General features: G+C 63.9%; 12 protein-coding genes and 2 pseudogenes. 6 read left to right on the forward strand and 8 right to left on the reverse strand.

The annotated features are described in order from the left end of the window. The first annotated feature begins 2 nt into the window (after positions 1-2). Together L1080_RS24795 and L1080_RS24800 are read left to right on the forward strand one after the other, a co-directional pair. Entirely contained in the window at positions 3-260 is a 258-nt protein-coding gene (locus L1080_RS24795) for a hypothetical protein (RefSeq protein ID WP_250766203.1), read from the forward strand. 363 nt (positions 261-623) lie between these two features. After that, on the forward strand, positions 624-1,598 hold the full coding sequence (locus tag L1080_RS24800) for an NmrA family NAD(P)-binding protein (protein ID WP_250766206.1): 975 nt from the start codon (positions 624-626) through the stop codon (positions 1,596-1,598). 41 nt (positions 1,599-1,639) lie between these two features. Here the strand turns inward: L1080_RS24800 and L1080_RS24805 are convergent, their stop codons facing one another. After that, on the reverse strand, positions 1,640-2,290 hold the full coding sequence (locus L1080_RS24805) for a GntR family transcriptional regulator (RefSeq protein ID WP_213575009.1): 651 nt from the start codon (positions 2,288-2,290) through the stop codon (positions 1,640-1,642). A 969-nt stretch (positions 2,291-3,259) separates the two neighbouring features. Between L1080_RS24805 and L1080_RS24810 the strand changes: the two genes are divergently transcribed. Further along, the gene (locus tag L1080_RS24810) at positions 3,260-3,982 is read left to right on the forward strand and encodes a DUF4352 domain-containing protein (RefSeq protein ID WP_250766208.1); all 723 of its coding nucleotides are present in this window, start codon (positions 3,260-3,262) and stop codon (positions 3,980-3,982) included. A gap of 222 nt (positions 3,983-4,204) precedes the next feature. Here the strand turns inward: L1080_RS24810 and L1080_RS24815 are convergent, their stop codons facing one another. From L1080_RS24815 to L1080_RS24835, 5 genes are all read right to left on the reverse strand, one after another. Beyond that, positions 4,205-4,615 (reverse strand): PIN domain nuclease, encoded by a 411-nt coding sequence (locus tag L1080_RS24815; RefSeq protein ID WP_250766210.1) that lies wholly within the window; start codon positions 4,613-4,615, stop codon positions 4,205-4,207. Further along, entirely contained in the window at positions 4,612-4,833 is a 222-nt protein-coding gene (gene vapB / locus L1080_RS24820; protein WP_250766214.1) for a type II toxin-antitoxin system VapB family antitoxin, read from the reverse strand. The genes L1080_RS24815 and vapB overlap by 4 nt, the downstream gene beginning before the upstream one ends. A gap of 262 nt (positions 4,834-5,095) precedes the next feature. Continuing rightward, positions 5,096-6,088 carry a transketolase family protein gene (locus tag L1080_RS24825; protein ID WP_250766217.1) on the reverse strand — a complete coding sequence of 331 codons (993 nt, stop codon included), beginning with the start codon at positions 6,086-6,088 and terminating at the stop codon, positions 5,096-5,098. Between the two features lies 1 nt (position 6,089). After that, positions 6,090-6,977 (reverse strand): transketolase, encoded by an 888-nt coding sequence (locus L1080_RS24830; protein WP_159918629.1) that lies wholly within the window; start codon positions 6,975-6,977, stop codon positions 6,090-6,092. After that, complete coding sequence (locus tag L1080_RS24835; protein WP_250766220.1) at positions 6,974-8,374, reverse strand: MFS transporter; 1,401 nt, start codon at positions 8,372-8,374, stop codon at positions 6,974-6,976. The genes L1080_RS24830 and L1080_RS24835 overlap by 4 nt, the downstream gene beginning before the upstream one ends. A 241-nt stretch (positions 8,375-8,615) precedes the next feature. Between L1080_RS24835 and L1080_RS24840 the strand changes: the two genes are divergently transcribed. Next, positions 8,616-9,389 carry an SDR family NAD(P)-dependent oxidoreductase gene (locus tag L1080_RS24840; RefSeq protein WP_250766225.1) on the forward strand — a complete coding sequence of 258 codons (774 nt, stop codon included), beginning with the start codon at positions 8,616-8,618 and terminating at the stop codon, positions 9,387-9,389. A 36-nt stretch (positions 9,390-9,425) separates the two neighbouring features. On the opposite strand, the pseudogene L1080_RS24845 reads toward L1080_RS24840, so the two are convergent. After that, a pseudogene (locus tag L1080_RS24845) lies at positions 9,426-9,650 on the reverse strand (helix-turn-helix transcriptional regulator); the annotation flags it as partial. 87 nt (positions 9,651-9,737) lie between these two features. Next, positions 9,738-10,430, reverse strand: a complete 693-nt coding sequence (locus L1080_RS24850) for a TetR/AcrR family transcriptional regulator (protein WP_250766227.1) — start codon at positions 10,428-10,430, stop codon at positions 9,738-9,740. Positions 10,431-10,640: 210 nt separating this feature from the next. Here L1080_RS24850 and L1080_RS24855 point away from each other — a divergent pair, with 210 nt between their 5' ends. Beyond that, positions 10,641-11,837, forward strand: coding sequence for an acyl-CoA dehydrogenase family protein (locus L1080_RS24855; RefSeq protein ID WP_250766229.1), 1,197 nt, complete (start codon positions 10,641-10,643; stop codon positions 11,835-11,837). 122 nt (positions 11,838-11,959) lie between these two features. After that, positions 11,960-13,412 (forward strand): annotated as a pseudogene (locus L1080_RS24860) (transposase family protein). Positions 13,413-13,648 lie beyond the last annotated feature (236 nt).

Consider the following 13,648-nt stretch of genomic DNA (forward strand, 5'->3'; position numbering starts at 1 on the left):
GCATGGCTGCAGCGAACGTCGTTCTGGACGCTAACCAGCGCCCAGGCGCCTCGGTGGCGATGTCTCGGTCACCGGGAGGTGGGCATCGCAGAGGTCGGCTGTCCGCAGGGATGGCCGGGCCAGCGTGCGTGGTGGAGACGAAGACGGTCAGTGGGCGCACGCTCCAAGAACACCCATCCGCGCAGCGCGAAAAAGCGGAGCACGCCGACGCGCGCGCTGACCGCGACCATCAGGAGTGCCTGCGGGACGCCGCTCGCTGACGGCAGCCAGAGGTCGAGCGGCGCAAGCGAAATGGTGCTGAGAAGCAGCCCGAGCATCGCGAGCCCGCCACCCTCCCACTGCGCGAGGACCCCTCGCCGCGTGTTCGTTCCATGTCCATGCCGACACACGGCACACCGAACGGTTTCCATCGTTTCCGCACGTTAGCGCCCTGCCCGCCGCGGGGTTGCGGCAGGAAACCGATCGGTTTACGATGGCGGAGACGGAACAGTGGAGCTGCCGCAGGCTCGGCAATGTCGCCTTCACCAACGGCGCGCGTTCGCGAATGAAGCATGCCTCCGTGGTCAATATTTCCGACCGGGCCCTTACGGTTCCCCGCCCCAACACGACAAAGGACACAATTGATGCCTGAGCGCAATCCCATCCTGATCACCGGTGCCGCCGGCGAAATCGGTGGCGTGAGTCGCACGATGGTCGACATGCTGCTTGCCCAAGGCCACCCTGTGCGCGCATTCGTGCGACAGGACGACGAACGCGCACACTCCCTGCGCCAAGCCGGGGCGGAGGTCTTTGTCGGAGATCTACTCAACATCGCCGACGTGACCACAGCATTGAAGGGTTGCAGTCGCATCTACTTCAGCATGAGCTTGTCGCCCTACTACACCGACGCCGTCACCCTGATGGCCGCGGCGGCGCGAGATCGAGGTGACATCGAGGTCTTCGTCAACATCTCCGAGTACGAGCAGTCCTTCATGACCTTCGAGAAGCTCACTGCACCAGAGGAAGAACGGCGCTCGTGGCTCGGGGGTCTCGTTGCGGACTGGTCGCCGCAGCAACGTGCCCACTGGATCGCAGAGCAGGTTCTGGACTGGTCAGGCATCCCGACCGTCAACGTGCGGGCGGCCATTTTCGTTGAAAACCCACTCATGACCTGGCTGGCGCTCGGCCCGTTGAGCAACGGTGAACTGCGCCTGCCCTTTGGCGACCAGAGATTTGCACCCATCGTGGCGTTCGACGTGGCGGAACTGTGCGCGAAGATTCTGGTCGACCCTGCACCGCACATCTCGAAGTCCTACGAGCTCACCGGTCCGGAGCGGAAGGACATGCACGAATTCGCGAAGGACTACGCGGCCGTGCTGGGACGTGAGGTGATCTACGTTCCCGAAGAGGTCGAAAGCTGGAACGAGACCTACGTGGACAGCGCCCTGGCCGAGTATCCGCACATTGCGGAGCACTTGAAGACCTTGACCCGGCTGATCGCGGGAGGGGGATACCGTGGCAGCACCGATCAGTTGCAGACCCTTCTCGGGCGTCCGCCGAAGACCGTGCGGTGGGCCCTCGAGAACCATCCGCGGATCCGAAAGCTGATGTCCGCGTAAGCCGCTGAGATCCGGCTCGCCGGATTGTTCGTCTTGGGTGTTCAGGCGACGAGGTTCGCTGCCGCCCAATCCATGTGGGTCTGGATCGCACGGGCGGCCTCATCGGCGTCTCCGGTTTCGATGGCGTCGACGATGGCGCTGTGGCGGCCGACGTCCATGTTGCCGACAGCGCGATCGAGGCCGGCGAACATGATCGACATCCGGATGGACCCTTCGAGGGAGATCCACGAGTGCACCAGTGTGTCGTTGCCGGTGAGAGCGCACATGGTGCGGTGGAAGTTCAGATCGGCCTCGATGCGGGCTTCGAGGACGGCGGTGTCCATGACTTCGAGGGCAGCGCGCAATTCCGCGATGACGGTGGTGCGGTCGGCCAGGCCGGCGAGTTCCCGGACCGCCAGCGCCTCGAGTGCTGCGCGGACGGCGAAGATGTCGCGGATCTCCTTGGAATCGAGATGCCGGACATAAAGGCGGCCGCGCGCGCCTGCCGTGATCAATCCTTCTTGCTGGAGCTGCCGCATCGCCTCGCGGAGCGTGCCGCGGCTGATCTGCAGCTTCTCGGACAGTTCGGTCTCCACGAGGGGGCTGCTCGGCGCGAGTTCCCCGCTGGTGATCGCGACCCGCAGGGCGGCGACGGCTTGCTGACGGAGACTGGTCTTCTCCAGCCCGAGCAGTGCGGCGGGTTGTCCGGCCATGGTTGCCTCCGTGGGATCAGCGATCAACTGTCGACAAAGGTCTGTTGACAGCAACCTGTTGACAGCCATCGTACGGCCCCCGCCGCCGGGCCTGCGGCGAGGGCCGTACGAGCTGCGCCCGGCACAGGTACTGCCATTGCTTCGGCAGGAGCCTTTTCGGGCTTGTTGCCGAGGAGTGAACGCTTCCGATCGTCAAGCCGCTCTGCTATCGAGGCAACGAGCTGCACGGCAATCGCATGATTTGGGTGAGCGTTTCGAGCCGACTTTGTAGCCGCGCGGATCGCCGTGAATACCAAGTTCGGGTTGGGGTGTCTCGTCAACGGCGGCTTGTAACAGATATCTCTTTAGACGGGCGATAGGCATATAACCGCAATAAACATTCGGGTGAGTTAAGTCGCCTTGCCTTCTTGTGCTGATGCCTTTCCGCTCCCTTTGCATGGACGGGATACCCGCCGCCAGGTGTGACACCAAACTTAATCGCAGGGTAGCCCGAGGGAAGAAACCGACCCGACCCGATCCGATCCGATTCTGGACGGAAGATCCGTGCTGGTTATAGCACCGGCTCGACTGCTCCTTGTCCGGTCCGGGTTGAGTCGAGATGTTCTCGTGTGGCCTGGATTGGCCCGCGCGGTCAGCCGACGCCACCGGCGAGCGTCGCGCTCAGCCGCTACGAGAAAGCGACGAATGCAACACTAAAGTCAATACCGGCGGAGCCAATTGAAAGTCACTTTGTCGACTCTGTTGTCCCGTCCCCTGAGAGTTGATCGTCGCTCGCTTACGTCAGATATTGACGGACCTGAGGGAACGCCTCGTCGAAGCGGAAAACCTTCAGTTGATTTGAACAATCGCCCAGTTAATCTGGACATTCGATCAAATTACCCGGGCGGCTTACGCTATTAAGTAGCTCGCGGCAGACCCCGCCGGGCCGAGCGAAACTCACTGGGAGCCCAAAATTACAGGAGGACTGTCATGTCGGACAAACCGCCTCAGTCACCTCAGGATCCCAATGACGGCGAAGCGCCGCAGCATGGCGCTACGCCGAGTGGCGGCTATCCCCAGGGCTATCCACAACAGGGTGGCTACCCACCATATGGTGGTTACCCACCGGGCGCCTATCCGCAAGGGCCATACCAACAACCACCGAAGAAGCGCCGCCTTTGGCCATGGATCTTGGTCGGCTTATTCGTGTTGGCATTCGGCGGATGTTTCGCCGTCATGGCGAGTATTACTGACAGCGACGACGCGACGGTGACACCAGGGAACGGCGGTCAGCCGGCCGACAGTGGCTTGACATTCGCGGGGAAGCAGGGGGGAGATACCGCCGCGAAAGCGGGAGACGCGGTCACGCTCGACGACGTCACGATCACCACTAACCCGCTTTTCGACACGACCGATTTCGCGGGAGAACCGCAGCTGTGCACGGCCGTGACGATCAAGAACGCCGGGGATAAGCCCGCGAACTTCCATGATTGGGACTGGAAATTGCAAGACCCCACAGGTGCAATACGTAGTACCAGCTATACGGGACGTGACGGTCAGCTCAGTCACGGCGAAGTCGCGACTGGCGGCACCGTCACAGGAGATGTTTGCTTCGACAATCCGCCTGGCTCACCTCCGGGGCAGTACATCGTGCTCAACGATCCCTCGCTCGACTTCTCCTCAGATCGGATCGGTTGGATCAATCAGCGGTAACCCCCTGGCGTGTTGTTCCGAAAGAAGGGGTTTGCAGCGAAGTGCTGGGTGCGATGCTCGTTCGTGTGTGCGACCACTGGCATGGATCCCGCCGTTGCCGCTACGGCTCCGGCCGTGAGCGGCACCGACCACAGCGACGCGACCTGACCCAATCTTCGCTCGCGTAGCTGTACCTCCGCGTCCACTTGTGGTGGAGACCGCGCGGGACGCTTGGCCAGACCGCTATGTCACCAGTCGTTCGAGTGGTTGGCCGGTTATCGCCGCGATCAGATCGAAGTCTTTGTCCAGATGCAGAACGACTCGGTTGTTAATTTCCGCGGTCGCCGCGATGAGCAGATCCGAGATCGATGGTGCGCGATGTTGGCCACGTTCAGCCAGTTGCCGTTGCACATCAAGGGCGCGGTCTTCGATCGCGGGAGTCGAATACTCCAGGGGCATGGCCGATAGCGGTGGGGTGCGTCGTCCCCGCGACAGATCGTGGGCGGTACGGGCCGAGTAGCCGACCTCGAGCAGCGTCACGGTGCAGATGTGGACGAGTCCGCGCTGGATTCGATTGGCCCACTGTTCGGCGTCCGGGCTGGTGCCCAGGCGCACCAACGCAGACTGGTCGATGAGCCACGTGGAGCCACTCATGACCAGGCGCCGCGCATGACCTCATCGTCGTTCAGGTCGGGGAAGTCCTGCGAGAACCGCATCAGGTCGGCGGTCGACACCGAGGTGGCGGTGCGACGCGCCTCCTGCTGCAGCTGACGGCGCAGGAATTCAGTTCGCGAGATCCCGAGACGGGCAGCGTGCTCGTCGAGCAGCGGCAGGTCCTCGATGGGGAAGTTGCGGTCAAACGTCGGGCACAACAACCTTGTCGATATCACTGCGAATCTCGACAATTGCCAGGCGACACCGACGCCCTCCCACGATTACAGCAGGAGATCAACTTTCGCCTCGGTATCGCGCACTGTGATAACAGTCCGTACGCCCAGCTGATGTGGTATCTGACCGGTGTCCGCTCTACAGAGATTCCTCAGACCGCCGCCCTCGCGGAACTCGACTTCGACGACCACCCTTCGCTCTATCCAGTGCACACCGACCGAGGGCGTAAGCAATTCTTGGTGCTGGTCATGCCAGTTCGCCCAGAACCTTGGCGACGATACGGTCCGTGCTGAGGCCATACCGCTCATGCAGGGTGGGCAGGGCGCCCGCGTCGAGGAACTGGTCGGGCAGGGCGATCGGCACGATGCGTTTGCCGAGTCCGGCAGTGACGACGGCGGCGGCCACGGTTTCGAAGAGACCGCCGATCACGGTGTGGTTCTCCAGGGTGACCACCAGCCGGTCGGTGTTGACCTCGGCGAGGACGGTCTCGGCGTCGAACGGTTTGATCGTGGGCGTGTGCACGACCGCCACGTCGACGTTGTGCTCGGCGAGTCGGTCAGCGGCCTGCAGTGCGCGCATCGTCATCAGCCCGCTGGTGACGAAGACGACGTCGTTGCCGCCGCGGAGCACCTTCGCCTTGCCGAGCTCGAAGGTGTAGTCGTACTCGTCGAGCACCGTCGCGACCTTCCCGCGCAGCAGCCGCAGGTAGGTGGGGCCGTCGGAGGCGGCGAGTTGCGGGACGGCCTGTTCGATGTCTACCGAGTCGCACGGGTCGACGATGGTGAGGTTGGGGATGCCCCGGAAGATGGCCATGTCCTCGGTCGCCTGGTGGCTGGGACCGTAGCCGGTGGTCAGGCCGGGGAGGCCGCCGATGATGTTGACGTTGAGATTCGGTTCGGCGATGTCGAGGCACAGGAAGTCGTAGGCGCGGCGCGCGGCGAATACCGAGTACGTGGATGCGAACGGAACCAGCCCGGTCTCGGCCATCCCGGCGGCGGCGCCTAACAACAGTTGCTCGGCCATCCCCATCTGGAAGAACCGGTCGGGGAACTCCTGCGCGAATATGTGCATGTCGGTGTACTTGGCGAGGTCGGCGGACAGGCCGACGATCTTGTCGTTCTCCCGTGCGGCTTTCACGAGGGCGTGTCCGAACGGCGCCGTGGTGGTCTTCTGGCCGTCGTCGACGAACGAGGCGATCATCGCCGACGTCTTGAGCTTCGGCTTACTGGCGGTGGTCATCTCAGGCGTCCTTGTCGTTGAAGCCGGCGGTCAGTTGGTCGCGGCAGATCTGCCACTCGTGTTCCTCGATGCGCATGAAGTGCGCCTTCTCCCGGGTCTCGAGCAGGGGCACGCCTTTACCGACCTTGGTGTCGCAGAGGATGATCGACGGCTTGCCGTCGGATTCGGCGGCGGCGTTGTCGAACGCACGCACAAGGGCGGTGACGTCGTTGCCGTCGACGCGCTCGACGTGCCAGCCGCACGCCGCCCACTTCTCGTGTATCGGTTCGGTACTCAGCACGGTCGAGGTTGCCCCGTCCGCCTGCAGGGCGTTGATGTCGACCATCGCGGTGAGATTGCCGAGCCGGTGGTGGTGGGCGCCCATCGCCGCTTCCCACGTGGAGCCCTCGTCGAGTTCTCCGTCGGAGAGGAAATTGAAGATGCGGGCGGTGGAGTGCTGGTGCCGCAACCCGAGCGCCATGCCGACCGCGATGGTCAGCCCGTGTCCGAGGGAGCCACCTGAAATTTCCATGCCGGGGGTGTAGGTGGACATCGCCGACATCGGTAGGCGCGAGTCGTCGGACCCGTAGGTTTCCAGTTCGCTGCGCGGGATGATGCCCGCTTCGGCGAGGGCGGCGTAGTGGCCGATGGCGTAGTGGCCGGTGGAGAGGAGGAAGCGATCCCGGCCTTCCCAGTGCGGGTCGTCGGCGCGGTAGCGGAGTTGGTCGGCGTAGACGGTGGCGAAGATGTCGGCGGCCCCAAGCCCCTGCCCGACATACCCCTGGCCCTGCTCCTCACCCATGTCGATGATGTTGTGCCGCATCCGGTAGGCGAACTGCTCGATGGTGGCAATCCGCGATGCTTCACGGGTGGTGGCGTCGGCCGCGGCGGTGGCGGTTGTGGTGGTCACAGGAGTTCCTTTTCCTTGCGAATCGTGTTCGTCGTGCCGGTATTCGTGGTTGCGGTGGGTGCGCAGGTGCTTTTGGAGTCGGCGCTCGCCACCGCCTCGTCAGCGAGGCGTCGTTCGGTGGGTCCCCACGTTTCCTTGGTGATCAGCGCTGCCCAGAGTCCGATCAGGGCGTATGTGCTGAACAGCAGCGCCGGCCCCCACCAGCCGAAGGAGACGAACAGCAACGTGGTGACGAAAGGCGTGAAGCCGGAGACCATCGCGGAGATCTGGTATGCGAGTGAGGCTCCCGACGATCGGCGGGCGGCGTCGAACAGTTCGGGGAACCAGGCACCCTGCGCACCCGCCAGCGAGTTCTGGCAGACGGCGTAGGAGATCACGATGGTGGCGATGATGAGAATGAACAGGCCCGTGTTGACCAGCAGGAACATCGGGGCACCGAAGAGTGCCGCGAACGCGCAGGATGCGATGTAGAGGGGTCGGCGTCCGATGCGGTCGGTGAGTCGGGCCCAGGCCATGGTGGCGAAGATGCCGATCGCGGACGCGATGCACAGGGCGACAAGCGTTTCGGATTTTCCGGCGAGACCCTCATTGTGCAGGTAGGAAATCATGTAGGTGATCGACACCGCGTAGCCCGCGGTCTCGGCAACACGGAGTGCGATGCCGCGCAGGATGTTGCGCCAGTCGTACTTGATGGAGTCGAGCACCGGCGACTTGACGATCTCGCCCTCGTTCTTCACGTCCTCGAAGACTGGCGACTCGGGAACCTTCGACCGAATGACCAGCCCGACCATCACCAGGACAATGCTCGCGAGGAAGGGCACGCGCCACGCCCAGTCGCCGCCGAGGTGCACGCTGAACAGGAACACCAGATTCGCGAGTAGCAGCCCGACGGGGAAGCCGGCCTGCACGATGCCGGTGTATTTCCCTTTCGACTTCCATGGGGCGTGTTCGTAGCTCATCAAGATCGCACCGCCCCACTCGGCGCCGAAGGCGAGACCCTGGACGATACGAACCAGAACCAGCAGCACCGGGGCAATCAGCCCCACCTGCGAATAGGTCGGCAACAGTCCGATCGCGAAGGTCGCCAGTCCCATCGCGATCAGCGAGGCCACTAGAACCGGTTTACGGCCCAGCTTGTCTCCGAGATGGCCGCCGAGTACGCCGCCGAGCGGGCGCGCAGCGAAACCGACACCCAGCGTCGCGAAGGCCGCGAGTGTGCCCGTGACCGGATCGGCACCCGGAAAGAAGGCCGTACCGAAGTACAGCGCCGCCGCCGTGCCGAACCCGATGAAGTCGTAGGTCTCGATGACCGCCCCCACCGAGGAGCCGATTGCGACGCGCTTGGCGTCCTTCGTGCCGTGGACAGGACCTCGCATCCTGAGTGTTTCGGTACTCATGGGTGACTCCTCTTCGGGCTGCCGGTTTCTACGATTGCCGCCGACTTGTTGACTGTCAACAGTGGCGTCTCAACAGTGTGATCCGAGCCACGTCGATCTGTCAACCGTCATCCGGTGACGGTTGACTGTTAACAGTCGATCGCATTACTGTGGTGGCAGTCACTTACCGCATCGTCGACCGGTTCCCGCTTTCCATCGCATCACCCGGGAACGGTCAGCTTTCCAACAACGAGGAGCGATCATGTCGTCCATCCAGCGCACCGCCGTCGTCACCGGCGCCACTTCCGAGCGTGGCATCGGTCTCGCCACCGCCCGCCGCTACGCCGAAGAGGGCTGGGCGATCGTCGTTCTCGACCTCGACGGCGAGAAGTCCGCGAAGGTCGCCGCCGAGATCGGCAACGAGTTCGGTGTCCCGACCTTCGGTCACGACATCGACGTCGCCGACGAGAACTCGGTCCAGCGGGCGCACGACGCGGTCGCCACCGAAGTTGCAGCCGGGAACCTCCCCGCTGTGGGTGCGCTCGCCAACATCGCGGGCATCACCTCACCGGTACCGTTCCTCGAGACGACGCTGGAACTGTGGAACAAGGTGATGGCGGTCAACGCCACCGGCACCTACCTCGTCACCCGCGCATTCTTGCCGGCCATGATCGACAACGGCTGGGGACGAGTGGTGAACATGTCGTCGGTCTCCGCCCAGCGCGGTGGTGGAGTTTTCGGCAAGGTGCCCTACTCCTCCGCGAAAGCCGCGATCCTCGGTTTCACCAAGTCCCTCGCACGCGAACTCGGCGACAGCGGAGTCACCGTCAACGCCGTCACCCCCGGTGCGGTCGACACCAGCATCCGCGTCGGCAGCACCGCCGAAACGGAAGCGGCACTCTGCCGCGACATCCCCCTCGGCCGGGTCGCCACCACCACCGAGGTCGCCGCGGTGATCACCTTCCTGTCCTCCGAGGACGCCGCCTACCTCACCGGCACCACCGTCGACATCAACGGCGGCAGCCACCTGCACTGAGCGCAGATGGCGTTACCGCGTGATCATCGAGGTGCATTCGACGTGCCCCTGGGCGGTGCGCTGGGAGATGACCAGGCGGGCGGCGATCGCCTTGTTGGTCAGCCCCTCGGCCACGAGGTCGGCCACCTGCCGCTCCCGCTTGGTCAGCTCCGTCGACTGGCCTGTGGTCGGAGGCGTGGCCGAGGGTTTCTCGTCGAGGGCATAAGCGATGGCGGCGTCGACATCGAAAGAGTTGCCTTGGCGGTGTGCGGCCTCGAATGCCCGCTGAGGCCGACGTGTCTCAGCCACCTGTTCCGACTGCGGCACTGGGAAGGGAGGGGTGGAAGGCTTTGTTTGCCGACGTCAGCACTACCCGGTGATGGGGTCGTTGATGAGCAGATTCAGTTGGGCATCAACGAGAGTGAGAGATTCGGCCAGCAGCCCTTCCACATCCGCGTCGTCAACACCCAACAGCCGCAGGCATATTGTCGCGAAAGACTCCTCGTGCGCCACTGAATCACCCTCGGAATCGACGACCGCGCAGTGCAACTCGGAAAGAAGTAGCCACGGCAGCGTCCGTATCCAGGTCTTGTGGCTTACGGCCGGCTTCAGTGCGCCGGATTCGATGCCTGGTGTTTCGAAGCGCTCCATAAAGGGCTCGGCTTGCGTTCGAAACGTTTCCACCAACAGGTAAGGGCGTTCGAGCATCCAACGAACGACCGCGTCGCTGAGAAACGATCGAAGGATTACCCGAGCCCCGACGCAGGGCAACAACCGGGGATCGTTGACCTCGGCCATGATGGCGGCGGTGACGCGCAGAATGTCCTGCACGCTCCGGACGAGCAAGACCTCGGCAATGTCCTCGAGTCCACGGAAATGGTTGTAGAACGATCCGTAGCCGACATCGGCACCTTCGGCAATCTGCGCGACTGCCGTCGCCTCGACTCCCTGCGCGGCAAAAAGCTCCGCGGCGCTCGCCAGGAGAGCGTCGCGGGTGCGGGCCCGCCGTCGCCCCTGTCGACCCTGCGGCAATTCGTCTCTCGCGTCGTCTCTGTCATTCACGGTGTCATCGGGCCTCGGAGTCGTCGGCCTCAACGGCCTGCGGGAGCTTCACAGATTACACCGTGCCACTCGACACGATGCGCGGCGGAAGCGAGGCGCGCGTCGGTCCACGTGACATGCGGCACGTAATGGCAAACGAAGTGATTGACGACACGTCATTTCTGACATACGGTCAGTTTTATCGCTCAGCCACTTCGACAGGAGAGAACGATGACCCAAGTGATTGCCCCTACGCGCAGTCCCCGCGCCAGTGAGCTACTCGAACTCGCGCAGGCTCTCAAGACCGACTTGCGCGCTCACAACGAGCAGACGGAAGCCGACCGGTGGATCGGTGATGAGCTGTCTCGCCGTCTCAATGACGGTGGTTTCTACCGAATGCTGGCGCCCGAGCGGTTCGGCGGTGCCGAATTGACCCTGCGCGAAACTCTCGAAATCCTGACGACGATCGCCGAAGGATGCCCGTCGGCCGCCTGGGTTGCCGGTATTCACAACGCCGCCATCTGGTTGGGTTCGTTGTACCCCTTGGCCGCCCAGGAAGAACTCTTCGGGGATCCGACGCCGACGGTCGTATCGGGCACCCTCGCCCCCCTGGGCACGTTGACCCCTGTTCCGGGTGGCTACCGCATCAGCGGCAAGTGGGGGTTCGCTTCCGGAGTACTCGATGCCACCTGGATGCTGCTGGGCGCGCCCCGCCCGGACGCCGGCGACAATCCCGGCCCCGTCTTTGCGCTCGTACCCATGACGTCCATCAAGATCCACAAAGACTGGGACACCATGGGGCTCGCCGGAACGGGCAGCCATAGCGTTGAAGTGAAGGACGTCTTCGTGCCGGAGTACCGGATCATCGACCCGGTGGCCGCCTCCGCCGGCGAGTACCCGTCCGAGTACGCCAGCGAGGTGCCTCTGTACCGTGCGGCGTTTCTTCCCGTCCTCTCAGCCGTGCTGGTATGTCCGGCGCTGGGCGGGACGAAGCGCATGCTCGAGGAGTACCTGAAGCAGGTTCCCAACCGCCGGATCGCGTACACAATCTACGAAAAAGCAGCAGAATCGGTGGTGACCCAAACCCGATTGGCCGAAGCTGCGATGCTGATCGACGAGGCACAGTTCCACCAGGACCGCCTCGGAGACGACATCGACAAGTGGGCGGCAGGCACTGATTACATGCCCGAGTCGCTACGCGTGCGTGCCCGCATGGACATCGGACGAGCACTCGACCTGTGCCGCGACGCGGCGAACCTCATCTTCAGCCTCGGTGGCGGCTCCGGCATCGCACGAACGAACCCGGTACAACGCCTTTTCCGCGACGTCCAGGCCAGCAACAGCCACCCACTGCAGATGGCGACCGTCCAATACGAGGTTTACGGGCGCCACATGCTCGGACAACCTCAGATCACATCCTTCATCTAAGCCCGGATACACCGATTCGGGTGGGGTGGCGAGCGGGTCGTAACGACGAAATGCCCTGCCGTACTGAAAGCATCGATTTTGTCTAGTGATCAGTTCACACCACACTGGAGGGCATCTCGCAGATGCAACAATCTCACACCCGGCCCGTCGCTGCGGCGAGGTTCGACGACCCGAATCTGATGTCGACCGCGGGACTGGCCCCGGTGATGGCATTGGCCAAGGCCAGCGGCCTGCTCAACCTCGCCGACCGGCACTTGAGCGTGCCGACCGACAAAGGCGCCAACGCCGACCGCAAGATCGCCTCGCTAGTCGGTTATGTGGTCGGCGGCGCCGACAGCATCGCCGACCTGGCGATGCTGCGGCACGGAGCGATGGGGACCGTCTTCGACCGGCCCTATGCACCGTCGACGCTGGGATCATTTCTTCGCCAGTTCACCTTCGGGCACGTCCGGCAGCTCGACGCGGTGGCCTCGAGGTTCCTGTCCGCGCTCGCGCAGCGATCACCGCGGGTCGCCGGCATCGGTACCGGGCGGGTGCTGGTCGATAGCGACGATTCGATCATCGAGGTCCACGGGCATGGCAAACAAGGCTTCGGATACGGCTACTCCGGGGTCCGCGGACTGAACGCACTGCTCACCACGGTCATCACCGACACCTGCGCGCCGGTGATCGTCGGACAGCCTCCACGCACAGCACGGAATCAGCGGCCGAGTCCACACAGAAGTGCTGGTACGTGGGATTCTGCGTTCTACGGTCATCCCACCCTCAGGGCCGCGATCCGCGCCGGCGCCGACGTCTCGATCACCGTGCGCCTGACCGCCACCATCAGGCGAGCGATCGAATCGATCGACGACGACGCCTGGATACCCAGCGAGTACACCGACGCCCTCCACGACGAGGCCACCGACCTGGATCTCGCGGGCGGAGGTCGCCGAGATCCCGTTCACCGCGCTCGCCTCCAAAGCCCACCAGATCCCCGGGCGGCTGGTCGTGCGCCGTGTCCCCGACCTGCGACCGAGGAAGGACAGAGACCAAGGCACGTTGTTCGATATCTGGCGGTTCCACGCCTTCTTCACCACCACCGACCCCGACGACCTCGACACCATCGCCGCCGACAAACTTCACCGCCACCACGCCATCATCGAGCAGGTGCACGCGGACCTGAAGAACTCCGCCCTCACGCATTTGCCCTCGGGCCGGTTCACCGCGAACGCCGCCTGGCTGGTCTGCGCGGTGATGGCGTTCAACCTCACCCGCGCCGCCGGCACCCTCACCGGTGATCCGAAGCTGACGAAAGCGACCACCGGCACCATCCGGCGGACCCTCGTGGGAAACAGCCTGGCACAACTTGTTCGACACGACCTTCGGTCGCGCTCAGCCGATCATCGTCTAACGCCCGCGACACCTGCCCATCCACGACGCGAAAGACCCAGTGGAACAGGCCGACAAAAGTGGTCGGACGATCAACTACGCTCACACACCGTCCCATGCCGCACATCGAAACTCGCAGCGACCGCATCAGAGAATCGGTGCAGTCGGGCCAAGCCCCGCGAGGACAAGGAGGGGCTGGCCTGACCACAGGCCGGCCCCCTCTCCATGTCCTGTCCCGCCGCGCCCTTGATGATGCCCAACTCCGATAGAGATGAAAACGCCGGTCCGGCGTGAGTACGGAACTGCCGGCCAGGGTCAGGGGCGTCAAAACTGAAAGTTCTCGCCCCAGCGTTTCACCGACTCTGCTCCGCCGCGTAGGAATCCCTGATGCCGCTCGACGAAAGTGCTCCGACTTGCTGGGCGAAAAGCGCCCACCTTTG

Origin of the sequence: Rhodococcus sp. MSC1_016, assembly GCF_023667485.2 — a bacterium.
Taxonomy (GTDB): domain Bacteria; phylum Actinomycetota; class Actinomycetes; order Mycobacteriales; family Mycobacteriaceae; genus Rhodococcus_F; species Rhodococcus_F oxybenzonivorans.